Origin of the sequence: Thalassolituus sp. UBA675, from assembly GCF_002297765.1 — a bacterium.
Lineage (GTDB): Bacteria > Pseudomonadota > Gammaproteobacteria > Pseudomonadales > Oceanobacteraceae > Thalassolituus.
Map to the genome: position 1 here is coordinate 16,390 of NZ_DBNJ01000026.1, position 26,833 is coordinate 43,222.

Annotated in this window: 24 protein-coding genes; 15 read left to right on the forward strand and 9 right to left on the reverse strand. The window is 51.9% G+C overall.

Features of this window, described 5'->3' with window-relative positions:
- From B3007_RS10755 to B3007_RS10780, 6 genes are all read left to right on the forward strand, one after another.
- Window positions 1–900, forward strand: a complete 900-nt coding sequence (locus tag B3007_RS10755) for an ABC transporter ATP-binding protein (RefSeq protein ID WP_068441386.1) — start codon at window positions 1–3, stop codon at window positions 898–900.
- Window positions 900–1,670, forward strand: coding sequence for a creatininase family protein (locus B3007_RS10760; RefSeq protein ID WP_301377601.1), 771 nt, complete (start codon window positions 900–902; stop codon window positions 1,668–1,670). The genes B3007_RS10755 and B3007_RS10760 overlap by 1 nt, the downstream gene beginning before the upstream one ends.
- A 19-nt stretch (window positions 1,671–1,689) precedes the next feature.
- Window positions 1,690–3,060 carry a type III glutamate--ammonia ligase gene (gene glnT / locus B3007_RS10765; RefSeq protein WP_068441382.1) on the forward strand — a complete coding sequence of 457 codons (1,371 nt, stop codon included), beginning with the start codon at window positions 1,690–1,692 and terminating at the stop codon, window positions 3,058–3,060.
- A gap of 20 nt (window positions 3,061–3,080) precedes the next feature.
- On the forward strand, window positions 3,081–3,527 hold the full coding sequence (nikR, locus tag B3007_RS10770; protein WP_068441379.1) for a nickel-responsive transcriptional regulator NikR: 447 nt from the start codon (window positions 3,081–3,083) through the stop codon (window positions 3,525–3,527).
- A 75-nt stretch (window positions 3,528–3,602) separates the two neighbouring features.
- A complete protein-coding gene (locus B3007_RS10775) occupies window positions 3,603–3,803 on the forward strand; it encodes a hypothetical protein (protein WP_301377600.1) in 201 nt (66 codons plus the stop codon).
- Window positions 3,776–4,183 carry a hypothetical protein gene (locus B3007_RS10780; RefSeq protein ID WP_301377599.1) on the forward strand — a complete coding sequence of 136 codons (408 nt, stop codon included), beginning with the start codon at window positions 3,776–3,778 and terminating at the stop codon, window positions 4,181–4,183. Before B3007_RS10775 ends, B3007_RS10780 begins: the two co-directional genes overlap by 28 nt.
- Before the next feature lie 33 nt (window positions 4,184–4,216).
- Here B3007_RS10780 and B3007_RS10785 read toward each other — a convergent pair whose 3' ends face one another.
- Window positions 4,217–5,113, reverse strand: a complete 897-nt coding sequence (locus tag B3007_RS10785) for a DMT family transporter (RefSeq protein WP_084188840.1) — start codon at window positions 5,111–5,113, stop codon at window positions 4,217–4,219.
- Between the two features lie 150 nt (window positions 5,114–5,263).
- On the opposite strand from B3007_RS10785, the gene B3007_RS10790 reads away from it, so the two are divergent.
- Complete coding sequence (locus B3007_RS10790; RefSeq protein WP_301377596.1) at window positions 5,264–6,820, forward strand: methyl-accepting chemotaxis protein; 1,557 nt, start codon at window positions 5,264–5,266, stop codon at window positions 6,818–6,820.
- A 17-nt stretch (window positions 6,821–6,837) separates the two neighbouring features.
- On the opposite strand, the gene B3007_RS10795 is transcribed toward B3007_RS10790, so the two are convergent.
- Window positions 6,838–7,353, reverse strand: a complete 516-nt coding sequence (locus B3007_RS10795) for a glycine cleavage system protein R (protein WP_301377594.1) — start codon at window positions 7,351–7,353, stop codon at window positions 6,838–6,840.
- A gap of 186 nt (window positions 7,354–7,539) precedes the next feature.
- Here B3007_RS10795 and B3007_RS10800 point away from each other — a divergent pair, with 186 nt between their 5' ends.
- The 4 genes from B3007_RS10800 (at window position 7,540) to B3007_RS10815 (ending at window position 11,333) form a co-directional block, all read left to right on the forward strand.
- On the forward strand, window positions 7,540–8,844 hold the full coding sequence (locus B3007_RS10800; protein ID WP_301377592.1) for a homoserine dehydrogenase: 1,305 nt from the start codon (window positions 7,540–7,542) through the stop codon (window positions 8,842–8,844).
- A gap of 148 nt (window positions 8,845–8,992) precedes the next feature.
- Complete coding sequence (locus B3007_RS10805) at window positions 8,993–9,751, forward strand: substrate-binding periplasmic protein (protein WP_301377591.1); 759 nt, start codon at window positions 8,993–8,995, stop codon at window positions 9,749–9,751.
- 69 nt (window positions 9,752–9,820) lie between these two features.
- Complete coding sequence (locus B3007_RS10810) at window positions 9,821–10,756, forward strand: LysR family transcriptional regulator (RefSeq protein ID WP_297532311.1); 936 nt, start codon at window positions 9,821–9,823, stop codon at window positions 10,754–10,756.
- 148 nt (window positions 10,757–10,904) lie between these two features.
- Window positions 10,905–11,333 carry a bacteriohemerythrin gene (locus tag B3007_RS10815; RefSeq protein ID WP_301377588.1) on the forward strand — a complete coding sequence of 143 codons (429 nt, stop codon included), beginning with the start codon at window positions 10,905–10,907 and terminating at the stop codon, window positions 11,331–11,333.
- Here the strand turns inward: B3007_RS10815 and B3007_RS10820 are convergent.
- On the reverse strand, window positions 11,317–12,231 hold the full coding sequence (locus B3007_RS10820; RefSeq protein ID WP_301377586.1) for a D-hexose-6-phosphate mutarotase: 915 nt from the start codon (window positions 12,229–12,231) through the stop codon (window positions 11,317–11,319). The two genes, B3007_RS10815 and B3007_RS10820, sit on opposite strands and share 17 nt — an antisense overlap.
- Window positions 12,232–12,292: 61 nt before the next feature.
- On the opposite strand from B3007_RS10820, the gene B3007_RS10825 reads away from it, so the two are divergent.
- On the forward strand, window positions 12,293–12,772 hold the full coding sequence (locus tag B3007_RS10825; RefSeq protein ID WP_301377584.1) for a GreA/GreB family elongation factor: 480 nt from the start codon (window positions 12,293–12,295) through the stop codon (window positions 12,770–12,772).
- Between the two features lie 192 nt (window positions 12,773–12,964).
- Entirely contained in the window at window positions 12,965–13,780 is an 816-nt protein-coding gene (locus B3007_RS10830) for a lipase family protein (protein WP_301377583.1), read from the forward strand.
- 39 nt (window positions 13,781–13,819) lie between these two features.
- On the opposite strand, the gene yghU is transcribed toward B3007_RS10830, so the two are convergent.
- From yghU to pyrC, 4 genes are all read right to left on the reverse strand, one after another.
- Window positions 13,820–14,662, reverse strand: a complete 843-nt coding sequence (yghU, locus tag B3007_RS10835) for a glutathione-dependent disulfide-bond oxidoreductase (RefSeq protein WP_301377581.1) — start codon at window positions 14,660–14,662, stop codon at window positions 13,820–13,822.
- Between the two features lie 117 nt (window positions 14,663–14,779).
- On the reverse strand, window positions 14,780–15,136 hold the full coding sequence (locus B3007_RS10840) for a YacL family protein (RefSeq protein WP_068441355.1): 357 nt from the start codon (window positions 15,134–15,136) through the stop codon (window positions 14,780–14,782).
- The gene (gene rnt, locus B3007_RS10845; RefSeq protein WP_297532301.1) at window positions 15,136–15,786 is read right to left on the reverse strand and encodes a ribonuclease T; all 651 of its coding nucleotides are present in this window, start codon (window positions 15,784–15,786) and stop codon (window positions 15,136–15,138) included. Before rnt ends, B3007_RS10840 begins: the two co-directional genes overlap by 1 nt.
- 22 nt (window positions 15,787–15,808) lie before the next feature.
- Window positions 15,809–16,846, reverse strand: a complete 1,038-nt coding sequence (gene pyrC / locus B3007_RS10850) for a dihydroorotase (RefSeq protein WP_076515854.1) — start codon at window positions 16,844–16,846, stop codon at window positions 15,809–15,811.
- A 153-nt stretch (window positions 16,847–16,999) separates the two neighbouring features.
- On the opposite strand from pyrC, the gene B3007_RS10855 reads away from it, so the two are divergent.
- Complete coding sequence (locus B3007_RS10855; protein WP_301377580.1) at window positions 17,000–17,959, forward strand: flagellar protein MotY; 960 nt, start codon at window positions 17,000–17,002, stop codon at window positions 17,957–17,959.
- Here the strand turns inward: B3007_RS10855 and pbpC are convergent.
- A complete protein-coding gene (gene pbpC / locus B3007_RS10860; RefSeq protein WP_301390989.1) occupies window positions 17,946–20,348 on the reverse strand; it encodes a penicillin-binding protein 1C in 2,403 nt (800 codons plus the stop codon). The genes B3007_RS10855 and pbpC overlap by 14 nt on opposite strands.
- 1 nt (window position 20,349) lies before the next feature.
- Window positions 20,350–25,338, reverse strand: a complete 4,989-nt coding sequence (locus tag B3007_RS10865) for an alpha-2-macroglobulin family protein (protein ID WP_301377577.1) — start codon at window positions 25,336–25,338, stop codon at window positions 20,350–20,352.
- Window positions 25,339–25,570: 232 nt separating this feature from the next.
- Between B3007_RS10865 and B3007_RS10870 the strand changes: the two genes are divergently transcribed.
- Complete coding sequence (locus B3007_RS10870; protein ID WP_301377621.1) at window positions 25,571–26,800, forward strand: argininosuccinate synthase; 1,230 nt, start codon at window positions 25,571–25,573, stop codon at window positions 26,798–26,800.
- The last annotated feature ends 33 nt before the right edge of the window (window positions 26,801–26,833 follow it).

Here is a 26,833-nt window from a genome sequence, read left to right on the forward strand (position 1 = left end):
ATGACAGAGAAAGAATTACCCAGTTATCTCGACCAGTCGCCAGAGGTAAAAGACCGCTTCGACCGGCTTAAGCAGCGCCCGGTGACCATGGAGGTTAAAGGCCTGAATAAGCAGTTCGGTGAAGTAACTGCCTTAAAAGACATTAACCTAAAGATCCACAAGCGCGAGTTCGTTTGTGTGATTGGCCCTTCGGGCTGCGGTAAATCGACCCTGATACGGATTCTGGCTGGCCTCGAGCAGGCGAGCTCCGGGCAGGTGCTTCTTAACGGAGAAGCCGTGACAGAACCAGGCCCGGAACGCGGCATGGTATTTCAGGGCTATACGTTGTTTCCCTGGTTGACCGTAAAAAAGAACATTATGTTCGGGCTCCTTGAAAGCGGCTACGACAAAGGAACCGCAGAGTCAGAAGCCCGCGAGTGGATCAATCTTATTGGTTTAACCAAATTCGAAAACAGTTATCCGCATCAGTTGTCCGGTGGGATGAAGCAGCGCGTGGCGATTGCGCGCGCATTAGCGAACCGCCCGAAAGTACTGTTGATGGACGAGCCGTTTGGTGCACTGGATGCTCAGACGCGCGCGAAAATGCAGGCATATCTACTGGAAATCTGGAAGAACATCGACATTACTGTGTTCTTTATCACTCACGATCTCGATGAGGCTGTGTATCTGGCCGACCGAATTCTTGTGTTAAAGGCGAATCCCGGTGAAGTGCAGGAAGTTGTTGAGGTACCAGTGCCTCAACCACGTTCCCCTGATCAGTTTATGAACCCGGAATTCCTCGCCACTAAGCAGCATATTGAAGAGCTGATCCATCCGCCATCAGAGCAGGAAGAAGACGATGATCATCTCAACCTTGTACGCATGGTGCATGTTAATGACGACGTCGGGAGCGTCTTCTGATGTACCAACTCAGCCATATGACATGGGAAGAAGTCGCCTCGGCTGTCGAAGGCGGAACCGACACCGCCATTCTGCCCATAGGCGCCACTGAGCAGCATGGTCCCCACATGGGTTGTGGAATGGATACTGCGATTGCGCACCGGCTTTGCAGTGACGCTGCTAAAGCATCCGATGTCATTCTGTTACCGACTTTGCCATACGGGTGCTCAGTCGGACATTCCCAACGCTGGCCAGGCACTATGGCGTTAAATCCGAAGACATTAATAGATGTTATTTCAGACCTTGGCGACTGGGTAAAAAGCTCGGGCATCAGACGCCTGGTGCTGGTCAACGGTCATGTGACTAACGAAGCCCCGCTGCGCTGTGCGCTGGAAATCCTGCGTGCGCGTCATGATGGCTTTATGGTCGCTTTGGTAAATACTGCGCAGATTTCTGCACGGGTCAAAGACGCACATTTTGCTGATGCCGACGACTGGCACGCCAACGATGCCGAGACGTCATTGATGATGCATCTCTATCCGGAAATTGTACGCGAAAGCAAATTAGCGGAAGCCGATGATGAAGACAGAACCGGGAACTGCCTGTTCAGCCATCCGGTAAACCGCACCAGTAAAAATGGTGTGACCGGCACGCCATCAATCGCCAGCGCGGAAAAGGGCGCTGAATTGTACCAATGGATGTGTGAAGACTTTTCTTCACTACTGCAACAGGCCGTTAAGGAAGAGGCCCCCCTTAATCACAGATACTACGAGTCTGTACTTAAGATTTAATCCTGCAAAGGACAAACCAATGATCGACGTAAAATCTGACAGTGAAATTAACCGCATTCAGGAAGAACTGCAGAAGAAAGGCGTGAAATACTGCATGGGAACCTATGTAGACATTCACGGTATTCCGAAAGGAAAAGTCGTTCCTATTTCCCATCTTCATCATATGGCCCACGGTTCTGAACTCTACACAGGCTATGCTCTGGATGGGTTAGGGCAGGCACCCAATGACGATGAAATTGCCTCTGTGCCTGATCTCGATCACATTATTCAATTGCCATGGCAGCCCGAGGTTGCCTGGATGCCAGCGGATAATACTCTGTATGGCGAGCCCTACATGCTCAATACTCGTGTGTTGCTGAAGTCCGTACTTGAACAGGCAAAAGACATGGGTTTTGGTATGAACCTTGGTATTGAGGCTGAAGTCTTTCTGCTCAAGAAAAATGAAGACGGTAGCCTGGTTCCGCAAGACCCCAACGATAAACTGAAGAAGCCCTGTTATGACACCCAGTCATTCCTGAGTAATTTCAGCTGGCTCGATCGGATGGCAACTTCGATTAATGACCTCGGATGGGGGCTTTACTCTTTTGACCACGAAGACGCCAACGGTCAGTTTGAGTTCGATTTTAATTACGCCGATGCTGTTACCTCGTGCGATCGTTTTACCTTCCTGAAAATGATGGCGAAAGAATATGCGAAGCAGGAAGGTCTGCTGGCGACCTTTATGCCGAAGCCATTTTCGAACAAAACCGGCAACGGCGCGCACTTTAATATGTCGCTTTACGACCTCGATACGAAAGAGAATCTGTTTCAGTGCAAACCCTCTGACGATCCTCATGGTCTTGGCTTAACCGAACTCGGTTATCAGTTTATTGCTGGTGTTCTGAAGCATGGCCCAGCATTGTGTGCTGTGTTTGCACCGACGGTGAATTCCTATAAGCGCCTCGTGCGTCAGGGAGATATGCCGTATTTCACCTGGGCGCCGGTATTTAATTCTTACGGTTCAAATAACCGTACTAACTCGGTACGTGTGCCTATGGGCGGCGGCCGCTGTGAATCTCGTAATGCCGATGGAGCGACAAACCCATATCTTGCGTGCGCTCTGGTACTGGCCGCAGGCCTTGAAGGTATACGTGAGAAGCTCGAACCGGGTAAGCCTCAGGAAACCAACCTCTACGAGCTCACCGAAGAAGAGCGTGAAGCGCGCGGTATCGGATTTTTACCACGCACATTAGATGAAGCGATCACAGCGTTTGAGAGTGATCCGTTCGTTGAAGAAGTGCTGGGTAAAGAATTACGTGCGGAGTTTATCCGCTACAAGCGCGAAGAATGGAATGAGTATCATCGTTCAGTGAGCGAATGGGAAATCGAACGCTACAGTCATTTATTCTGAGATTAACGGAGTAACTAGCATTGAATAAAAAGGAACCTCTCAGTCGCATCAGTATCTCTTTGCCCGAGTCTCTTCTCAGTGGGCTGGATGAAATGGTTGCACGACGCGGTTTTGACAGCCGCTCGCAGGCCATCTGCGACATGATTAATCGCGACATTAACGAGCATCGCTCGCAGTCCGGTGATGAGGTCATGACAGGGACGTTAAATCTGGTTTATAACCATTCGATACCGGGGTTACATAAAAAGCTTTATGACCTGCAGTACAAGTACATTGACGAGGTGATCAGCAATCTGAGTGTGAACCTCACTGATACCCACACACTGGCAGTGCTACTGGTACAGGGCCCGGCTGACCGACTTCGTATGATAGGCGATCAGATGATCAGCCTGCGGGGTGTCGCGCATGGTAAATTGTTACTGAATTCATATCTGATCCCGCCCATTCATCCATTACCTGAGTCTTAGGCTCAGATTGCCGCCTTTCGAAACGCCGCTTTTAAAGTCCCCACGCTGCGTAATCTCAATTCTACCGCTCCCTACATGCATTCAGGGATCTTCTCTAGCCTGTCCGATGTTCTGAAGTGCTACAACCATCCATTGCAACGAGCCAACGACCATCTGGATATCTTACCGCTGGGTATGTTTCCACACGAATTACAACAACTTGAAGCCTTTCTGATGACTCTGGAAAGTGGTGTTGATATCGCCCCTGAATGGCTCAGACCACCGAACAAGCGATAGGCCTCGGACTCCAGCTGGTGGTTCTGGCGATTCACAACAAGTTGTACGAGCCCGCAGCAACGTATTTCTTTCTCAGCGAGCACCCTTACTATAATTTTCCGCAATACCTGGGGTGGACAGAATTCACGCATCTTCATTTTGCTCTGGCGGCAGGAGTGTTCGAAGCAGCCTTCGGCATTATGCTCATGCTCGGCCTTGCGACACGCTATGTACTTCTTGTTGTCAGTCTCTTCTTTGTTTCAACGGGTATTATTTCGGGGCTTGAAGAAGTGATGGGTCACTTGCCGATTTTCGGGGTCATCGCCGTCTTGTTTGTTGCCGGTGATCGGCGTTCTTCAGATACACGGCAGGGGCCGCTGCTCGCACCGAGCCCCGCTTAGAACTACTGGGGGCCTCAAGATCAGCTTATCGGGCTAGCTTTTCCGGGCTAGCCACATGCGTACAGCGCTCCAGCGGTTTACCACGAGTGACAGAAAAATCAGCGAGCAGCCGAAGAGTTGGCTGAGAGACATGGTTTCTCCGAACCAGAGCGCAGCGAAGGTCGCTGTCCAGACCGGTTCTACGATCATGATTACCGCGGCGTGCGAGGGCGTTGTCATACCCTGTGCATAGGTCTGCAGAAAAAAGCGCGCAGCCGTACCAACAGTGACACTCAGAAGGAGCCACCACCACATGTCTGCGGTCCAGGTATCCGGCCATTCTTCCACACCCGCTGACAGGGCGATAGCAACGATCCCCACAATCGATAGCTGAATAGCACTGAGTGCCAGCGCGGGCACGTGCGCCGCAGCCCTTCCGTTAAGGATAAAGGTCATTGATAGCAAAAGTGCAGCGGTGAAAAACAGCAGTTGGCTCAGTTCAGGTCTGAAACCATGCTGCAATGAGAGTAGCCCCATGCCTGCAAATGCCAGAGGCAGAGCAATCCAGCTGGCACGCGACATCGCATCACCGAAGAACAGCCAACTAATGAGCGGAACCAGAACAACGGCGAGGCTGGTAATAAAAGATCCTTCTCCGAGATGTGTGGCATAGAAGAGCCCCATGATCCAGGTACTCATAGCGATGCCGAACAGTATTCCTACGCCCGATGAGGCTTTCCATTGATGTTTGGTTAACTTCTTAAGCCCTGAATATCCGGGGATGGCCAAAAGCAAGCCCGCGAACAGGAAGCGAGTGCCGATAAACAACAGAGGAGGGAATCCGTCGAGTGCTTCTTTTGAAAACATCCAGCTGATCGCTGCAAGAACGGTCACGAGTAACAACATCATGTCGGCTTTGAAAACAACGGGGCTGGCGGAGGTGTGCGACACGAATATCACTTCTCAAAAACACGGATGGGGCGCGAGTATTCCACAGGCCGGCTCATTCGGACAGATGGGATTATGCCAATTCCCGAGCCTGACTTTCACAAATCAGAAACACTGCTACTATTTTTCATACAGGCCACCCGGACAAACATTATGCGTAAGAACTTACCCGTAACTGACAAGGAACGTACTTTCTCTGAAGATCAGAAGTTGATCTCCTCCACCGATCTGAAGGGCAAGATCGTTCACTGTAATGACGCCTTTGTTGAAGTTAGCGGGTATTCGCGTGAGGAGCTCATTGGCCAGCCTCATAATATTGTTCGCCATCCGGATATGCCCGTCGAAGCCTATGAATCGATGTGGAAGGAGCTGAAAGCAGGTTCACCCTGGATGGGGCTGGTGAAGAACCGTTGCAAAAACGGTGATTATTACTGGGTCAGCGCCTATGTCACTCCAGTCATAGAAGGTGGGGTTGCGGTCGGTTATGAGTCAGTGCGTACTGCACCTTCCCGGGATCAGATTGCCAGAGCTGAAGCCGCTTACCGTGGTCTGAATGATGGGTCGTGGCTCAGAAAGCAGCGCCTGAAGAAGATCCGACAGCAGATTACATTGCCTGTTGTTCTCCTTCTTATGATTTTTGCGGGCTTTCATATCAATGGTGTTAATGGAGCCATTGAGGGGGCGTCGTTTGGAGCGATTGGCGTGTTGCTCTTTTCTATCGCACGCCTGAAGCGCCGCTTGAGAGATCTGTCGGTTCAGTCTTCTGGTTTCTTTAACGATCCACTTGCTGCGCGGGTCTATCATAATCGCGATGATGCTGCTGGGCAGGTGGCGATGGCACTCACCAGTCAGAATGCACGCTTGGATACTATTCTCACCCGTATCGAAGATGCTGCTCAGGCCATGTCGGTAAAAACTGCTGAGGGATTGAGTAAGTCTATGAGTGCGCACGGCCAGATAGAAAAGCAGCAGGGTGAAAGCCAGCGTATTACTGAGGCGATGCGCGAAGTCAGTAATGCGATCGAAACAACGACCAAAAACATCCATGAAACGGCGGCTAACTCGGTTCAGGTTCAGACACTGGTTAAGTCAGGGACAGACCTGGCATCAAGTACCCACAAGGCCATTGAAGCCCTGAATGAGATCACTGAAAAAGTTACGGAGACGGTCCGGACCATTGAGTCAGAGACCTCACGGATTTCCGCCGCAGCTGGTGTCATTGAGGATATTGCTGAGCAAACTAATCTGCTTGCTCTTAATGCGGCAATTGAGTCGGCACGAGCCGGAGAGCAAGGCCGTGGATTTGCTGTTGTGGCCGATGAAGTACGGACTCTCGCTCAGAAAACTCAGGATACAACGAGCGATATCCACCGTGTGATTAACGATTTGTCGGTCAGCGTTTCTACTGCAGTCGACATGGCGGCAGGAGGTTCGGAGTCGGCAGCCGGTGGTTTGAGCAAAGTGAATGAAATGGAAGTGATGCTGAAGAGCATTTCATGCGCTGTGGATGATATCGCTACTGTATCGGACTCAATGGCCGAGTCGGCAGAGCGTCAGGCGGTGCTGACTAACGAAATGACGGAGCAGGTCGGAAATGTATCTGAGCTGGCTAAGGGGTCCCTTAGCCAGTCTACCGAGGCCGCGTCGACGATGCAGGACATTGGGCGTCTGTCTACTGGCCTGCGCGACCTCGTTCAGCGATTCCGCTGATCAGGGTGTTTAGTCGTTCAGTCGTTCTGTAGTTCAACCATCAGGTCGTCTGAGAGTGCTTCCAGGGCGTCACTGACGTCATCATGATCCAGGGTATCCGGTACACTGGCGCGAATTTCACTCCTGAACAGAGGAACCGCAGACATCTCTGCAGGTTCGCAACTGGTGCTCAGCTCGAGTACGTTTACGCCTATCTGCGCCAGGGCTTGAGATACCTCCCTGACAATGCCCGGGCGGTCATTCCCTACCACACTAAGGCTGACAATGTGAGTCGCCTTAGACGCGAGGGGAGTGGCCGGATTTTCAACCCGGACCAGAAGCCCGGAGTTGTCGAGGCTGGACAGAGCGGCGACTAACTTGCTCTTGTTCTCAGTATCAATACTGATGCGCAGGATACCTGCGAACTTGCCTGCCATCTGAGCCATGCGGCTTTCGAGCCAATTGCCGTGATGATCGGCAATCACAGAAGACAACTTCTCTACAATCCCTGGTTTATCGTCAGCAATGACGGTCAGAACGAGAAAGTCAGGCATGCTTGATCCTTACGAATTATTTTTAGATCAGAAACGTTATCACAGGCTTATGAGGCTTCCTATTCTAATGCAGTAATTTATACCCTCAGGGATTTCGTCCAGCCTCTAATATGATACATTTATGCCCCAAACCCTTATGGGCATGGTAACAAGCCATGTCTGATCGACCTGACAGGAGATTTGATCTTGAAACCGGTAAAAGTAGGTATCTGCGGTTTAGGTACAGTTGGCGGTGGTACATTTAACGTACTGACTAATAATGCGAAAGATATTGCACGCCGTGCCGGTCGGGACATTATTATCGAGCAGGTTGCCATGCGTCATCCAAACCCGGCGGTGGAAATCGGCTCGGTTAAGACGACAGAAGATGTTGCCGACGTCATCAGCAATCCTGATATCGATATCGTGGTCGAACTGATTGGTGGCTACACCGTAGCAAAAGACGTAGTGATGGGCGCCATCGAAAACGGCAAGCATGTCGTCACTGCGAACAAGGCTCTGATCGCCGTTTACGGCTCTGAAATCTTTGCTGCTGCGGAAGCGAAAGGCGTGTCTGTGATGTACGAAGCCGCTGTCGCCGGTGGCATTCCGATCATCAAGGCCATTCGTGAAGGTCTGGCGGCAAACCATATTAACTGGCTTGCAGGTATCATTAACGGTACCGGTAACTTCATCCTGACCGAAATGCGTGACAAAGGCCGTGATTTTGCCGACGTACTGGCAGAGGCCCAGGCGCTGGGGTATGCCGAAGCTGATCCGACGTTTGACGTTGAAGGTATTGATGCTGCACACAAGCTAACCATTCTTGCGTCGATCGCTTATGGTATCCCGCTTCAGTTTGAGCATTGCTATACCGAAGGTATCAGCAAAGTGGCTCCAGAGGACGTTGAATACGCAGAAGAGCTGGGTTATCGCATCAAGCACCTCGGGATCAGCAGCCGCACCGAGAAGGGCATTGACCTGCGTGTGCATCCGACTCTGATCCCTGAGCACCGTCCGATTGCCAAAGTCGACGGCGTACTTAACGCTGTGACCGTAAATGGTGATGCCGTAGGCGATACCCTGTACGTAGGTGCTGGCGCAGGCGCTGGACCTACTGCATCTGCCGTGGTCGCTGATGTGATCGATCTCGCACGCACACTCGAAGCACCTGCTTCTGCCAGTGTGAATCACCTGGCGTTCGACAGTGAAAGCATTGATAACTTGCGTGTATTGCCGATCGAACAGGTAGAAACTGCATACTACCTGCGCATCCAGGTTCAGGACCGTACTGGTGTACTGGCAAGCATAGCGACCACGCTGAGCGAGCACGACATCAACATCGAAGCCTTGATTCAGAAAGAGCCGCGTATGGAAAACGACCTGGCTCAGATCATTATTCTGACCCACAAAGTGGAAGAAGCGCGTATGAACGCTGCGATCGAGGCCGTTGAAAACCTCGACAGTACACATGGCAAGATCACCCGCATCCGTGTAGAGCATCTCGACTGATCTCTGTAACACCGCCATCTGTGACAGAAAACGGAGCCTCAGGGCTCCGTTTTTTTGTCCTCTCTGACTGTCTTTACAGACAAAAGAGAGGCGTTCTTATATGTTTAGCATATTCTTAACCAGTAGTTATTCATTCAGGACAGGGCTTATGTTGAGTCGGATTGTAGTTTCTCTGGCTTTTATGCTGGGAATGTCGTTCTCTGCGGTCGCAGAAGAAAAGGTCGTACGACTCGCTTCTCTGGAATGGGCGCCATACACCAGTAAGACACTCAAGAATCAAGGGGCGACTACAGAAGTAGTGCGTCGTGCCTTTGCAGCCATGGGATATGAGCTTCAGGTAATTTTTTACCCATGGGAGAGAGCCGTCAAAATGGGCAGCGATGGCAGTTACGGCCTGGATGGTTTCTTCCCGGAGTATTATCGTGAAGACGTCAATGAGGGCATCGTGTTTTCGGATCCGGTTGGATACGGGCCTCTTGGCCTTGCAGAGAGGGTTGATATGGTAGTCGACTGGAAAAAGCTCGAGGATCTGACGCCATACACCATAGGCACCGTTCAGGGGTATGCCAATACCATAGAGTTTGATGAACTGGTTATTGAACAGACCCTGAATGTCAGTGAAGCTATGACAGATGTTACCAATCTGATGAAACTCGTTTACGGCCGGGTTGATCTCTCGGTTATTGATCAACACGTATTCGCTTATTTACTGGCAACGAATCCGGAACTCAATGCAGTACAGGATCAGTTGTTGTTTCATCAAACGCTGCTGGAGATAAAGTCTCTCTACGTCTGTTTCAACGAGGGCAGCGCTGACCTTGCTGAAATCCTTAATCAAGGGCTCGCCAAAATTGACATACGAGCCACGCAGGACGAGATATTCTCTAACTATTACCCTAATCAATAGTTCTCTTTTTTTCATTCTTCAGATGAATAGTGTACCCTTCGCGACTATGTCCTATTGCGTTGCATTGCTATGAATCTTGATCGTATTGACCTCAATCTTCTCGTTTATCTTGATGTATTGCTTCGCGAAGGCAGCGTAACCAAAGCTGCTCAACAGCTGGGCATTACCCAGCCCGCTATGAGTAATGGATTACGTCGACTGAGAGACCTGTTTGGCGATCCTCTGCTGGTGCGAACTTCTGATGGTATGACAGCAACAGAGCGTGCTCAGGAGCTACAGCCAGTAATCCGTAAAGCCTTGGGCGAGCTACAGATGGCGCTGCAACCTCAAGAGGAATTCGACGCAAGAATCAGCCATCGCGTTTTCCGGATTATGGTGAGTGACTACGCTGAATCTACGTTGGTGCCGGAGTTGGTGAAGCGTCTGCGCAGTGATGCCCCCGATGTTATTCTCGATGTACTCACCCCTTCTGATGTGACGTTTAAAGATGTCGAAGCAGGTAAAGTCGATATGGCAATTAACCGCTTTGATGAGATGCCTCAATCCTTTCACCAGATGGCGCTCTGGCAGGATGACTTCGTCTGTCTGGTGAATCCAGACCATCCCAATGTTGACCGATTTGATCTGGACGCGTACCTGGCGAGTAAGCATATCTGGGTAAGTAAAACTGGTATGGGCGCAGGTGTCGGTATCGATCCGGAAAAGGTCGTGCGCCTGGGTTGGGTAGACAATGCATTATCTAAGTTGGGGCATAAACGAAAAATATCTGTATTTACCCGTCATTATCAGATGCCAGCGTTACTCGCGCTCAACAATGACCTGGTTGCTACTTTGCCTCGGAAGGTAGCCGATATGCAGGCAGAGTCAGCATCTCTGCAGGTGAAAGAGCCTCCGTTTAAGATTCCTCCGTTCGAGCTCAAGATGGCATGGTCCCCCTTGCTACAGCATCATCAGGCGCATCGTTGGTTACGGCGTACGATCGTTGATGTGGCGCAGTACTGTTAATTTGCTCATCTTACTTGTTAAGTGCTATTAGCCTGCTTTTGGCGAATTGTCCGGATTTGTCACGCTGCTTGATTCACATCAAGCCAATGCCCTCCAATTAGGACACAATAGAGCCTGTTGATAAGGGTATTAATTCGGGGGGGCAGTTATGTCCATGATGTTCTGGGATTACCCGCAGTTGTCTGTTCAGTTTATGAATCGTGAACACGAGACCTTTGTGGGACTCATGAATGATGCAGAACAAGCGCTTACGATGGGCACCTTCTCGATTCAGCACTTCAAACGGCTAGTTCAGCATTGCCAGGAGCATTTTGCACACGAAGAGCGTGAAATGCAGAGGACGCACTTTCCAGGTTTCGAATTACACAAGAAACAGCACGATCGTGTGTTGCTGGAGATGACTGAGCTTCTCAAGGGATATGTCGCGGCTCAGGACATTGAGCCATTGCTCAGGTACCTGCAGGACATATTACCTGAATGGTTTACTCAGCACATTCACACACTGGATCAGGTGACGGCGCAATACCTCACTGCCGCCTATGCCAAATCAAACCGTCGGGCTAAATTGATCGGTTAACCAGGGTCATGCGCAAAGTATGGCTTTCGCCAGGCTCAAGCGATACTGCGGCGTCCATAACATCCGCGGACTCAACGCAGAACATGTTTTTCCAGGCGTCATTCTCAAACTGACTCAGGCGTGCTCCTTTATCAATCCACGGGTTCCAGACAATCGCAGTGCGGTTATTTCCGCTTAAAATCATGGTTGAGCCGGGAGATTTCAGGGTGAGATCGCGGCTCACCGCGTAAATCCGGTCGGTTTCTTCGACGAATGCAACAGGTCCGTTCTGCGTTTTGGTTACCCAGCCATCGAGGGCATCGATATATGACTCATCTTCAAGTCCGGCGATGCTGGTCTGGTTAATATCGGTCGTAGGGAAATAGGTATGCAAGGCCTGAGAGACTGTGACCTTTTTCTGCCTGGCAGTTGTTGTGAGAGCCAGTGTCAGCGCGGAAGCCGACATGGTTATCTCAAGTTTAAGTGAGGCCTCGCCGTTCCAGGCTGGGTGTGCGGGATTCTCAAGAGACAGGCTGAGTACAATGTCTGAGTCAGATTCAGCGACAGAGGTCAAGCTCCAGTCCTGAGAGCGGGCGAAGCCGTGTGCTGGTGCATTGTCACCGGTGATATGTGCTGCCACAGATGACGGATTCTTAGCAGCATCACCGAACCAGGGCCAGCAGATGGGGATTCCACCACGCAGAGAGGTGCCGGTTTTATATTCTGCAGCCTCGCTTAGCCAGAGCCACTCTTCGCTCTGGACGGCAAAGCGCAGCAGCTGTGCGCCTTGTATCGCCAGATCTGCACTGAAGTCGGTATGGCGAACCAGGATCACTGGCAGAGCATCGCGCATTTCTACCGACAGGTATTGAGTATCGCTCAGTTGCTCGCGCAGTGCGTTATACTTCTGCAGAGTCATAAGGCAGTTCCGAATCTGGGAATTTACGTCGATGATGACACAGTGCTGGTGGGATAAATAGTTGAATAAACAATTACTTAAAGACGCGTTACTGAGATCACTCGACGAAGAGATCAATGCCGCATTAGCGGCCGCAGGTGAGGCACATGCAACGGCCTCGCATGGCGAAAATAAGCCCGAGAACCAGTACGATACTCTGGCGCTGGAGGCGGCTTATCTCGCCCATGGGCAGTCTGAGAGAATTCTCCAACTGCAACAGGCCAGAATAAACCTGAGCCGCTGGGTCGCTCCGGATTTCAGTGAGTATGACTCGGTGCGGATGGGCGCCTGTGTGGCACTGCTTTCTGAAAACGACGAGGAAAGAAACATATTTATTGCTCCTGTTGGTGGCCGGGAACTGGAATTTGAAGGTCAGAAGATACTGGTGGTTAATCAGGAAGCACCAATAACCCGGCGCCTGAGTGGCTTGCAGATCGGCGATGAAGTGGAGCTGACTCTGGGGGGGCGCAGCAGCCTCTGGGAACTGCTCGCTATTCATTAATTTCCCTTTCTTTTGGGGTGGTCGCAGCACGCCACTAAAAATAGTATGTCGCATTATTGGTGGTCAATGCAGGTCAATTGTCGTGTCTCACCTATTGAGTGGCTGAGCCAGAGCAGAGTGTCATAGACCTGTTATTCGCCGCTGTCATATATCTGCTCTTTGACTTATAGAAGAGCAGCTAAGGACAGTCCAATGCGAGCGATCTCACCGTATAACACCAAACTCGACAAACATAATGCTTACTGGATGGCGCGTATTGCTGAGGCAGTATACGAGTGCACTTCTGATTGTGATCAACTGCCTAATGAAGCCACGATTCTGGCTGGGCTTAAGCAAGATGATGACGGCTTTCGCTCTGTTATGGGAGTTGATAAGAACTCGGCGCAAGCTGCTCTCGTCGAACACGACGATTATCTGTGTATGGCGTTTCGCGGCACAAACGAATTAGCTGATTGGCTTGATAACCTTAATGCGTTTTCTACACCGCAGCTCTTTGGCGAATTTCATCGTGGTTTCTGGTTGTGTTGCGAAGATGTCTGGGCGCCTATGTTTGCGCGTTGTCTTGAGCTACAGAGTGAGAAAAAGCGCCCTGTTTTTCTGACTGGGCATAGCCTCGGGGGAGCCATGGCGACGATTGCTGCCGCGCACTTTGTGCAGATGGACAAACCCTTCACCAGTGTTTATACCTTTGGCCAGCCGCGGGCGATGACACGAGAGACTGCTCAGATATTTAATATGGAGTGCAAGTCGCGTTTTTTCAGATTCCACAACAACAACGATATCGTGACACGCGTGCCTGCCCGGGTGATGGGCTACAGCCATATTGGCAGTTATCTTTATATTTCTGAAGAAAAAGAAATTTATCGCGAATCAGGTTTCTGGTTTCGTTTTCTTGATTATGTCGATGGCGCTCTCAGCGATCTGCGTGAAGCTGGCATTGACGGAATCAAAGATCATGATATGGGCGAATATCTCCAGGCCATTGAAGCCTGGGATATTCGCGACTAAGAGTGCAGTCAGCAGAAGCCACTAACTACACGTACCAGCTCACTCTGGCATATCTTTGCTGGAGTGACGCTCGGGGATCTGCTCTGATGCCTCACCCCAGGTTCGGTTAATTTTGCGGCCACGTTCGACCGCTGGGCGTTGAGCAATTAGTTTCGTCCAGCGTTGCAGGTGCTCGTAGGACGTGACGTCGAGAAACTTTCCAGCCTCGTACAGGTTGCCCTGAGCGAGCTCGCCATACCAGGGCCAGATAGCGATATCGGCAATCGAGTATTCATCGCCTGCCATATAAGTATTGTTGGCGAGGTGTTTGTCCAGCACATCCAGCTGGCGCTTAACTTCCATCGTGAATCGTTCAATCGGGTATTCGTATTTTTCCGGGGCGTAAGCGTAGAAATGCCCAAAACCACCGCCAAGCATCGGCGCCGCGCCCATTTGCCAGAAAAGCCAGTTAAAGCATTCGGTCCGGGCAGCATGAGCTTCCGGAATAAAGCGTCCGAATTTTTCTGCCAGGTAGCGCAGAATTGAGCCCGATTCGAAAACCCGTACCGGGGTCTCACCTGACTCGTCTATTAATGCTGGAATTTTCGAATTAGGGTTTACTTCAACAAACCCGGAGCCGAACTGATCACCTTCGAGAATGTTCGTCAGCCAGGCATCGTATTCGGCGCCTTTTTCGCCGGCGGCAAGCAGCTCTTCCAGCAGAATAGTCACTTTCACTCCATTAGGTGTAGCCAGTGAATAAAGCTGTAGAGGGTGTTCGCCTTTGCTCAAAACCTTATCGTGAGTTGCACCAGAAACAGGGCGATTAATATTTGCGAACTGACCGCCGTTGCCTGGTTTCCAGGTCCAGACCTCGGGGGGCGTGTAGGTAGTGTCACTCATTGACCGGCTCCTGTTAGTAAATAATTTATTTCATACTAACGGGAAGACAGTGTGCTTAAAGGTGAGTTTCTGAGACAGTCTGTCTAATTAGGCGTTTAACCGGTTGTTTCCTGAGTATCAGTAACGGAACTGAATCCAGCTTTCAACAACGGCTTTTAAGTCTTCCAGGCCGCATCCTGACGTCAGCTCCATTGTGCTGAGCCCTGCGTCTTCATCCAGGTCGTCGTCACTGTCCGCGGTAAGGCGGGTGACATTGACTTCACCCTCGCTGAACATAACCTCAAATTTTGGCGTGGCCAGAAGCTTTTCGTTAAAGGTGCCACTTTCGAGATCATTAATCAGATCGAGCAGGGCAAACGTCATGTCCCGTTTGGGAATGATGTCGGTGTTCAGCCACAGGGCAGTGACTTCCTGCCCCATGTCGAGACGAACAACCAGTTCGCCTGATTCGTCGTAACAGAACTCGTGATCCATCAGGCGTCGTCTTCTGCTAATGGCCAGCCGCCAAGGTCTTTGTAGCGGTTAACGATGTAGCAGAACAGTTCAGCGGTTTTGAAGGTATCGTACGCCGCGCTGTGAGCTTCGTTGTTGTCGAACTCAATACCGGCGACCTTGCAGGATTTAGCCAGTACCGTCTGCCCCAACGCGATCGCTGCAATAGACGCAGTATCGAACGACGAGAATGGGTGAAACGGATCACGCTTGATGTCGTTGCGATCTATCGCTGCACGCAGAAAGCCGTGATCAAAGTGCGCGTTATGTCCCACCAGTACCGCTCGGTTACAGCCATAGTGCTTTATTTCACGACGTACGGTCTGCAGCATGGGCGTGAGTGCATCAATTTCAAATTCAGCATCCCGTTCTGGATCGAATGGATCAATACCGGTGAAATCGAGCGCTTCCTGTTCGAGGTTTGCGCCATCGAATGGGTGAATATTTGCACTCAGCGTTTCGTTCGGGTGCAGATAGCCATCGTCATCCATTTTCAGGGTAACCATAGCGATTTCGAGAAGGGCGTCGCTGTCGGCATTAAAACCACCGGTTTCCACATCGACTACCACGGGTAAAAACCCGCGGAAGCGTTGTGCCATCAACGACTTTTCCTGTTTCTCTTCAATTGTCATGTCGGTCCTTAGTTGTCCGGTGTCAGTAGTCGATTTTCCAGCGCAGGGTTTCGCCTGCACGAAGTGGAACGATGACATCGTCACCGAAAGGCAACTCATGTGGAGCCTGCCAGTCCTTTTTAATCAATGTAATTTCATCGGAGTTGCGTGGCAATCCATAAAAGTCGGGACCATAGTGGCTGGCGAAACCTTCAAGTTTATCCAGAGCGCCAAGGTCGTCGAAGATTTCTGCGTAGAGTTCGATCGCAGCATAGGCGGTGTAGCAACCCGCGCAGCCACAGGCACTTTCTTTTGCGCCCTTAGCGTGAGGCGCACTGTCCGTGCCCAGGAAAAATTTGCTGCTGCCACTGACGACGGCATCCTGCAATGCCTGCTGGTGGATGTTGCGTTTCAGAATAGGCAGGCAGTAGTAGTGCGGTTTGATGCCACCGACCAACATGTGATTGCGGTTATACGCCAGATGCTGAACGGTGATGGTCGCAGCAACATTGTCGCCCTGACTTTTCACAAATTCAGCAGCATCCTTTGTTGTGATGTGCTCAACGACCATATTCAGGTCAGGATTGCGACTGACGAGAGGCGACAGAATTTCATCCAGGAAGCGCTTCTCCCGATCGAAAATATCGACGTCACTGTGTGTCACTTCACCATGCACCAGTAACTTGATGTCATGCTCGGTCAGGGCATCAGCCAGCTCGTCGAGCTTGCCCAGATCAGTAACACCGGAAGCTGAGTTCGTCGTCGCACCTGCTGGGTACAGCTTAACCGCCACGATATGGCCAGCTTCTGCAGCTTCTTTAATCATCTCCGGCGTAGTGTTGTCGGTAAGGTACAACACCATCAGAGGATCAAAATTCAGCCCCTGTGGCACCTTCGACATGATGCGCTGACGGTACTCATGTGCTTGCTCAGCATTCATCACTGGTGGCTGCAGGTTTGGCATGATGATCGCCCGTTTCATGACCCGTGCGGTCGCCGGAACGGTGTACTGCAGGACAGGGCCATCGCGAAGGTGCAGGTGCCAGTCATCAGGGCGGGTAATTGTAAGACGATCAGTCATGGTCTCGACCTTGTTCTAAACTTAGGTGGGAAGATAAGAATGGCCGTTATTGTACCGGATTCCGACCGGCATTCTTAGAGCTGACATTCAACTTTTGGAGAATCGGGCCGATAACTTAACTATGAGTATGACTGACAAGCAGGTTCAACAACGGTGAGACGCCTAACGAAGATGTTGCTGGCATGCGGAGCCCTGATGCTTCCGGTGTTCGCTTTGGGGCAGACGATGAAGTTCTCGGGCGGGCCGGAGGATACGCTCTGGATGCTAAGCGGCAATGTTTTTGAGTGTCGCTTTGAACAACCGATACCCGGCTACGGTACGGCTGTTTTCCGGCAACGAGCGGGTGAGGATGTAACCTTTATGCTGGAAACCCGCCGTAACCTGATGTCGACAACCCCCGCACGGGTGAGTATTGCACCACCGCCGTGGCAGCCTTCGACGCGCTCAGAGCGACTGGGGCTGGTGCCGATGCAGAAAGCATCGCCGGTTCTGGCATTGGATTTTGGCCGCTCTAATCAATTTATGCATGCCTTGCGTGAGGGGCGGATGCCCACAGTCAGCCATGAGACTTACTACGACAGTGGTCGCTTTATTCAGGTGCAGGTATCAGCGGTCGAGTTTGAGAAGGCCTTTCAGGACTACATTCTGTGTTCGTCGCAGCTATTGGATGTGAATTTCGATCAGGTGGAGCGATCGAAGGTTCTGTTCAAAAGCGGACAGGAGGCTCTGGCTCAGGACGATCTGGACAACCTCGACCGCATTATTTACTACATCAAGAATGATCCACGGATCAGTGCTGTGTATCTGGATGGTCATACCGATAACGTCGGGCGTCGCTATGATAACCGTCAAATTTCCAAGCGACGTGTCGAAGCTGTAGAGCGCTATTTTCTGGTGAAAGGTATCGCGCCTGAGATTATTACCACGCGTTTTCATGGCAGCCGCTATCCCGTCGCTAACAATGCGACTGCTAAGGGTAGGGCAGAGAACCGCCGCGTCACCATTCGTCTCGAAATGGATAAAGATATGCCGTTGCCGGATGACCTTGTGTTCAAGTTGCCGGAGGACGCCTCGGTACTGCCTTCGATCAATCGCTCGGTCAGTGGGCGTTAGCTTGAACCGGCTTCAGTTCAAATCTGAATAGAACCCGGGCCAACGTCCCCTGAGAGTCGATAACAATGACTTCCTGCTCTCCGGGCTCTGTGAGCTTGATTCTGAATAACCCGGAATCGTCGGCATCGGAGTGGTACACGCCATTGAGATACAGAGCTTTGTTCCCCATCCCTCCCAGGGTATTCAGTAGCAGTTCCTGAGTCTTTTTAAAACTGGCGGGCATCAGTGTCTGGCCGTCTTCTATACCAATAATACGAAGCGGCGCAGTAGCTAATGAGGGTGGTTGGCAACTGGAGCGACCTACTGGAAGTTGTTCTGAGCGTCTGAGGTGCGGCGCTATCCAGGGTTCCAGGTTACCGGGCCAGACAGCGAGTGTTCTGGTTTCATATCCGGTTTCGCCATTGAGGTCAGTGCAATCCATACCTAGCATCTGCCCATGACTGTCCAGCCTGATTGTGAGAATACCCGGAGCGGTGCCGTCAGCATCCATATCGCGTAATGTCGGAGGTATCTGATCACGGATCAGAGTCGCGGTATGCGCCCGATGACAGTGGCCCGCCGGCGTTTCGCTGGCCAATTTTCCCGTTGGCCAGCATATGGTTTTGGTTGTCACATCCGCGGGTTGTGGAGGCCAGTCAGGGGAAGGGGCCAGGCGTTGCTGCAGGCGGAATAATAGTGGAAGAGCTGTGACGGCGCCGTATTGACCGGGGCTGGGCGTGCCGTCCGGGCGGCCAAACCAGACGACCATAGTGTATTGGGGCGTGACGCCCACCGCCCATGCATCACGGTAGCCGTAGCTGGTTCCAGTTTTCCAGGCCATCTGGGGGTGGCTACTCATCACTGCAGAACTGCGAATGCGTCCCGGGCGAGGCTGGCGCAGCATGTTAAGAGTTACCCAGGAAGCTTCAGGGCTCAGTAGCCAGCGTTTATCCTGATGCGTCGCTTCGGGCTCGGGGGCCTGAGGGTTAATCAGCTTCAGGGGCTGTACCTCTCCGCCGTTTGCCAGACCTGAATACAGGGTCGCTAATTTCCAGGCGCTGAAACCACCACCTCCCAAAGCCAGTGCAAGACTGGGTTTTCCATCACCGGGAACAACATAGGGCGTTCCGGCATTTTCCAGTGATGCTGAGAAAGATGCCGGGCCCAACGCTTCAAGAACCTGTACTGCAGGTAAGTTGAGTGACTGCCGTAGCGCCGTGGTGGCGTCGACGGGCCCGCTGAACGAATGAGCGAAATTCTCTGGTTGATAGCTGCGTAGATGTCGCGGAACGTCCCGCAACAGGCTGGCACTGTGGATCAAACCCTGTTCCATGGCCAATCCATAAATAAAGGGTTTGAGCGTTGAACCGGGAGATCGTGTTGCCTGAATCATATCGACGTGGGCGAAGCGGCTGTTGTCGGTAAAGTCGGCGGAGCCGAGGTAGGCTTTCACGCTGCGTTCATGATTATCGACCAACAGAATTGCCGCGGATTGATGCTCAGGAAAACGCTGAATTTCTTCCGCCAGCAGTGCCTGTAATTCGTGTTGCAGTTCACCGTCCAGCGTTGTCTTGATGACTGCATCATCGGGGTAATCGTCCACCAGTTGGCGACTTAACAGAGGCGCGAGCTGAGGTGTTGATAAAGGCAGGGCAATGATATTTTCAAGTTGAGCATAATGAAGTTGCTCCTGTGTGATCTGTCCTTGCAAAAAAAGACGCTGGAGAACTTTATCGCGGGCTGCTTTGGCTCGTTGCGGGTGACGATCGGGCCTCAGACGGGAAGGCGCCTGGGGCAGCACCGCTAGCAAGGCGCTCTCAGCCAGACTCAGCTGGTCGGCGGATTTACCAAGGTACATCTGGCTTGCCGCCGCGACCCCTTCAATCACACCGCCCATGGGGGCGTAATTCAGATAAAGTGTGAGAATTTCTTCTTTGCTGTAATGCCACTCCAGCTGTAAAGCTCTGAGCATTTGCTTAAATTTTCCACCGATGCTGCGATCGTGTGGAGACAGTCTTCGTGCGACCTGCATTGTAATCGTTGAACCACCGGAGACGATGCAGTCACACTGAGCATTCTGGATGGCTGCTCTTACCAGAGAGATCGGGTTAATACCCGGGTGATAATAAAACCAGCGATCTTCGTAACTGAGTAAGGTATTCAGATAATCGGGTGATACCTTATCCGGGGAGGTCGGGTAGCGCCACACTCCATTTTTATCGGGAAAGGCTCGTAAGATCTGATTATTTCTGTCGGTCACGACCTGAGTAAAGCCCTCGCCTGACGTTGCCGGGTCGGGTATTGGGAACAGCAGATCAAGAAGTAACGGAACGCCAATAAAAACAGCAAGAAAGAGGGAGACCCTCTTTCTTGCAGATAAATACAAGGCGTTTTTCGCTCTTCTTAACATCCTAGCGCGGCTGAACGACCAGCTCCTCAATGGTGCTGCCAACGGCGCGAACCTCCGGGTCGTACATGTCTTCAAGGAGCGGATTCGGGACTTTGTAAGTGCCCGGTGTCACTGCCCGTGCGATGTAATACATGCGCGCAGGACGCGTACCATAGTAGCGGCTACCACCGGTGCGAAGTGCCGCGACATAGCGGTCATCACGGAACTCTTCGTGAACCACGCCTGCACTCTGTAGGTGCTGACCAATCTTCTCACCATCGATAATAATGTCGGACAGTTTTGTACTGTCGGGCAGGTTCTGGTTTTCGATCTCCAGACCCGCGGGAAGAAGGTCGACCATCAGCAGGTCAGGGCGATACTTTTTCGAGTAAACCAGCAGCTCAACAATAACCATGTCTCCGGTATTCATGGTTAAAGTATTATCCGTACCGATTTTCTCTCCCTCCATGTTCCAGTAATTGCGGGTTACGCTGACATCGCCGGACGATTGTTTTTCCGGAGGCGTGGCCCCGTATCCTTGATAGGTCAGCGCCGCATAGAGATTTTTATCGCCGATATTGGTGAGGCTGAGGTCGGTAGCATCTTTTCCCCGTAATACTAGCCGTGTAGGCTCAGTGCCGGTCAGTGTCTGCTCTTTCCCGGCGCTCAGCAGCATCAGTTCCCACTTCTCGCCAGTGTGCTTCTGTTGTTCATCTGCCAGCTGCACGATGGCAATCTGCTCTTGCGTGCTCAGGTAGCGGCGGCTGCGTATCGCTTCTGCTACTTCGGACGTTAATTTAACAGGGCGGGCCTTATCCAGGTCGTATTTCCAGATCAGTCGGGCCTGTTGAGCTTTGTCGCGCAGTTCTGAGCCGTAATCACCGATGTATGGACGTATCGGCTGTTGTCTTTGAGATTGGTGGTAAAGCTCAGTTGCAAGGCGATTGTCTCCCTGTAGTTTTGCAGCGATTGCCAGATGCAACAGTGCCAGACCACCTGCATTCTCAGGCACGTAGGCCGCGGTCGTCCGGATATCCGCCAGTGACGCTATGTTGTGCTGCGCGAGAATAAAGTGTGCGAAGGCCTGATAGGTAAAGCGGTAAAGGTCGACGTCTTCGGCCCAGAGTTCGCGCAGCTGTGCCTTGTTACGCGAATATTCCCGAAGTCGAATCAATACTTTGCCCAAAACATCGTTATCAACCTGATAGCCCGCAGCCTGCACATCCGTCATAAACTGAGCAACGTAAGCCGCCAGCCAGTGCTGTTCGTCTGCATCTTCACGACGCCACAGACCAAATCCTCCATTTGGTTTCTGCCGTGTAGCGATGCGGGCAAGGCCACTGGCTATGGCATTGGCTCGGGTTAATTCACCGTCTATCGAGTCTTTCAGGCGCATGATCTGTTCGTCGCTTGCATAGAGCCATGGATAGGTTGAGCTGGTGGTTTGTTCGACGCAACCGTATGGGTAACGCAGCAGACGAGCCATGCGCTCTTCAGCATTCAGGTTTTCGGAGCTGCTTGCAGACACCGCGGCAACAATCGAATCACTCAGCCAGCCCGAGGATACGTCAGAGTTCATTGTCAGTAATGCGCCCGTTTCGAGTACATCGTATTCGCGGAAGGTCTGGGCCGGATACGGATATCGACTCTGAAGTCCCCACTCACGATCAATCACTATTTTGCCCTGATGCCAGACCTCTGTACGGAAGACAATGCGCCCGGCACCTGTTGCGGTGAAGGGGAAGAGCAGTGTAGAGCGCTGTTGTTCCTGCAACGAAAGTGTTTGCGTCAGTGCGTCGGCCTGCACCGGCCCCGAGGCTGACAGAGTGACCTCGAAATCGCTGCCTGCACCTGTCATATTCGTGATATCCAGTGCAACGCTGGATGTATCCCCAGCGCCGATAAATCTGGGCAGAGATAACTGTGTTACAACTGGCGCGGCCACCGTCACTTCTTTATCCGAGCTGCCGACTCTGCTCTCATCAAAGGCCAATGCCATCAGGCGAATCTGACCATTGAAGTCGGGCATGGAGACAGGGATAACGGCCTGTCCGTTTTCTACGTTTACCATGCCACTGAACAGGGAGATGATCTGAATCTCTGAACGTGCGAGATCACCACCGCGAGCCAGGTCTGCATCACCACCGTAGCGGATTTCTCCAGTGCGGTTATTGTTCAGGTCGATGAGCTTTCCGTACATGTCCTTTGCATCAACCGAGAAGCGGCGTGGGCCGAAGAAAAACTCGAAAGGCTCGGGTGTTTTAAAGCGGCTGATTGACAGAATGCCGCTATCGACGGCTGCCAGAGTCACCCAGGCGCGGCTCACTGGTTTCTCCGATGATATGTCGAGTGTGACCTGCTCTGTTTTCGCGGGCAGCCATTTCTCTGGTGTCTGAATTTCAATGTTCAGTCGTTCAGATTCTCTGTTGAGCGGCAGGTGAATCAATCCAACCGAGCGTGTAGGGGTGATTCTTTGTTGAGCGTCAGAGGGCTGTAAGTGGATGACTGACACATAGATGTCATGGCGCTGCCAGTCTTTGCTGACTGGAATATCCACCCAGCCGCCTTCTGCAGGAATATCGGCTTCCGTACGGAAGAGTAACTGGTCAGCTTCAATCAGCACCAGCGAGCGGCCGGCTGCGGGTGGTGTGATTTTCAGACGTGCGTTGTCACCGGCATTGTAACTTTCTTTATCGAAAGCGAGGCTGACCTGGTCCGGGCGTGCTGCCTGCTCCTGTGACTGCCAGTACCAGCGATGGCCAGCGTTAAAGTAAACGCGTGTACTCAGATTTGTATTGGTGTCGCGAATTTCGAGAAGGTATTCGCCCCACTGTACAGGTACCTGAACCGTCACCGGACCTTCACTATTGGTGGTTACTGGCAGACTCAGTTCGCGCACATTACGACGCTGCTCTTCGTAATGCCAGCCGCGGTTGTCGTCTCGCTTCCAGCGGGTTTCCAAAGTGATATTTGTCAGCGTCATCTCCAGTGATGTGCTGTCAACCAGTTCACCTTTACTGTTGGTGCTGATCAGTTCAAAGCTGGCGGGGGCGTTGGTGTTCGCTCTGTCTTTAAAAAGCGGGCGAATGCCGACAAGTTGCCCCTCTGGCACGATGCTTACGGTATGAGAGCGGACAACCGGGCGGCCTCCGCTTTCAAAAAGGCTGCCGGTGATTTTGAGGGCCAGTGGCACACGGGCCTCTTTCCAGGTGATTGCAGGGTGCAGTGTCAGCTCGCCCTTATCGCTTAATCTGGTTTCCCGCGCTGGCAGAGACTGAATCCAGTCGTCCTGCTTCGGATCTCCAAAATGGAATTCGGGCCATTGCTGAAATGGATGCGCCGTCGGACGTAAACTGAAATCGGCTTCAAAGTTGTTGCCGGCTGCCGGAGCGCCATACAGGTAGCTGCCGAGCACATCAATTTTTATCGGATCTTGTGTACTGAATACCGCGGATTTCTGATCGGGATTCCACTCCAGTTTCATGCGTTCTGGCATAAAATCTTCGACCTGAAAGTTATACCGGTGGGTGCTGCCATTCGGTTCTGTGACGTTAAAGCTCCACTGGCCCGTCGGGGCGTCGTCGGCCAGTGTCGTAGAAAATTCATAGACACCGGGAACCGTGCTGCGCCAGGTCACTTTATCGCTGCGGGTTCCATCAGGTCGGCGTAGGTAATAGGTCAGAAGACTGTCTGGTTGGGCTTTGCCATCGGCATCACGATAAAGCCCGTTGATGTATACGGTATCACCGCCGCGGTACAGGTCTCGTGGGCCGTACATGAATAGCTCGGTGTCGCGGTAGGGGCGGGTGCCGGAATCGAAGTCCGACATGTCCAGTGAGGCACTGTTGAGGTGCATCAGAGTCACCGCATCTTCGTCACGTGCGATCAGAATGGTGTTGTAAAAATCCTTCCGCGGATACTGAACGTATCCTTTGCTACCGCTCGAAAGTGTTGTCACCTTGGGCTCCTGGCTGCGATAGCCAGCCATCACGGTGAGTTCAACGTTGGATTTGCTGGCCCCTGAGTTGAGGTCCCTTGTGAAAATTCCGATATTCTTTCTGTACTCGCGGATATGCAGACCGATGTCGCTGACGGTAAACCAGGTGGTCGACAGCTTGGACTTGAATTGACCCGGTATCGTCATGACCGCGAGGTAGACTGCTTGTTGTTTCAGGGCATCAATCGATGCCAGCGGCAGATTCACTTTGCGCAGACGGTTTCTGTCACTCGTCAGAGCGATACGGCCATCGTAAACAAAGTCAGAGAACTCGTTCATATCCTCAAGTCGATAGATGTGCTCAAGGGCGTCAGATGATTTCCAGAGCAGCATCTGTCGCAGGGCTTCATTGTCATTGCGAACCCGGAAGAAACTGACGTTAACTTCGCTGGCGTTCATAACGTTGACAGGAAGACCAACGCTCAGGTCGGTGGTCAGGTAGTGGCCGTCGCTGGCAAACGTGGCTGACGGTGGCGCTGGGGGTAAGGTCACGCTGGCGCTATCTCCCTCCTTCAGGACAGTGCCGTTACGTGCTTTTAGGCCTTTGCTAACCATCACCTTGTAGGTGCGCTCGGGCTCTGGATCCGCGAGGTAAAGGGTCAGGCCGTCATCAGAGAGAATCCAGGCGGGCGTTTCTCCGCTGATGTGTACGTAATTCTGAAAAGGCTGATTGCTGCTCAGCGGCGCTGAAAAGCGAATGCCTACCGTCATTCCACCGTCGTAACTGGTTTCGTTTACTGAGGCGATTGTCAGTGGGATATCAGCGTACATCGCATCGTTGATCGGGGGAGGCGTGCTGGCGCTCTGTGTTTCTTTAACAACAGATGTTTGTGACGGCGCGCTTTCGGTTTTAGTACTTTCTGAACCAGAGCTTGCGCCTTCCTCTGGTTGGCAGCCGGCCTGGAAGGTACTGAATACAGCAAGAGAAAGCAGAAAGGCGGTTGAGCGCGCAAGTGAAGCCTTGCGGTGCGAGCAACGGTGTTTGGCGAACGGCCTGGTAAATATCTTAAGCATCCCTGATCCCTTGTTATTGATCGAGCAGCCGGAAGGAGACTGCTATGACATCGCGATTCTCCGATTGTACTCATAATTCTTTTCAATCGTGAGATTTCTGGAGGCGTTACTTCGGCGGCCTGCTGGCGTTATTGCTCACAATCAGTACAATATGCCCCCTTGAATTTTTGCCCCGGCGCTGTCACCACCCTGTACCAAAGTACGGGCAGACAGGTAGAAGCGTCGTTTATCTCTGGAGAAGCGCATGTCAGACATCAAGAAAGTCGTACTGGCGTATTCCGGTGGTCTCGATACCTCCGTAATCGCTAAGTGGCTGCAAACGGAATACAACTGTGAAGTCGTTACTTTTACCGCTGACCTGGGTCAGGGTGAAGAAGTAGAACCAGCTCGTGCGAAAGCCGAAGCTCTGGGCATCAAAGAAATCTACATCGACGACCTGCGTGAAGAGTTTGCCCGCGACTTCGTTTTCCCGATGTTCCGCGCTAACACCATCTATGAAGGTGAATACCTGCTGGGTACTTCTATTGCACGTCCTCTGATTTCTAAGCGTCTGATCGAGATCGCGAACGAAACAGGTGCTGACGCGATTGCTCACGGTGCGACCGGTAAAGGTAATGACCAGGTACGTTTCGAGCTGGGTGCCTACGCACTGAAGCCAGGCGTTAAAGTGATCGCGCCATGGCGTGAGTGGGATCTGAACTCCCGTGAAAAGCTGATGGCTTACTGTGATGAGCACAACATCCACGTAGAGAAGAAGAAAGGTAAGAAGTCTCCATACTCTATGGATGCCAACCTGCTACACATTTCTTACGAAGGTGATCTGATCGAAGATCCATGGGCAGAGCCAGAAGAAGACATGTGGCTGTGGTCTGTCTCGCCTGAGAATGCGCCAGACGAAGCAACATACCTGAACATCACTTTCAAGAACGGTGACCCGGTGGCTATCGATGGTGTCGACAAGTCTCCTGCGACCATCATGGAAGAGCTGAACAAGCTGGCAGGCGCTAACGGTATTGGCCGTGTCGACATCGTTGAAAACCGCTATGTCGGTATGAAAGCTCGTGGTTGTTACGAGACTCCGGCAGGTACTGTTTTGCTGAAAGCACACCGTGCGATCGAATCTATCACTCTGGACCGTGAAGCGGCTCACCTGAAAGATTCTCTGATGCCTAAGTACGCTGAGTTAATCTACAACGGTTACTGGTGGTCGCCAGAGCGTAAGATGCTGCAGGCTGCCATCGATGAGACTCAGTCCGTTGTAAATGGTGAAGTTCGCCTGAAGCTGTATAAAGGCAATGTGATTGTGGTTGGCCGTAAGTCTGAAGACTCACTGTTTGACGAAGCGATCGCTACCTTCGAAGACGATGCAGGTGCGTACGATCAGAAAGACGCGGAAGGCTTTATTAAGCTGAACGCTTTGCGCCTGCGCACGGCTGCTAAGAAAGGTCGCGACCTGCTGTAAGCTTTTTGCAGTAAGAAACGTCCGGAAAAGAGA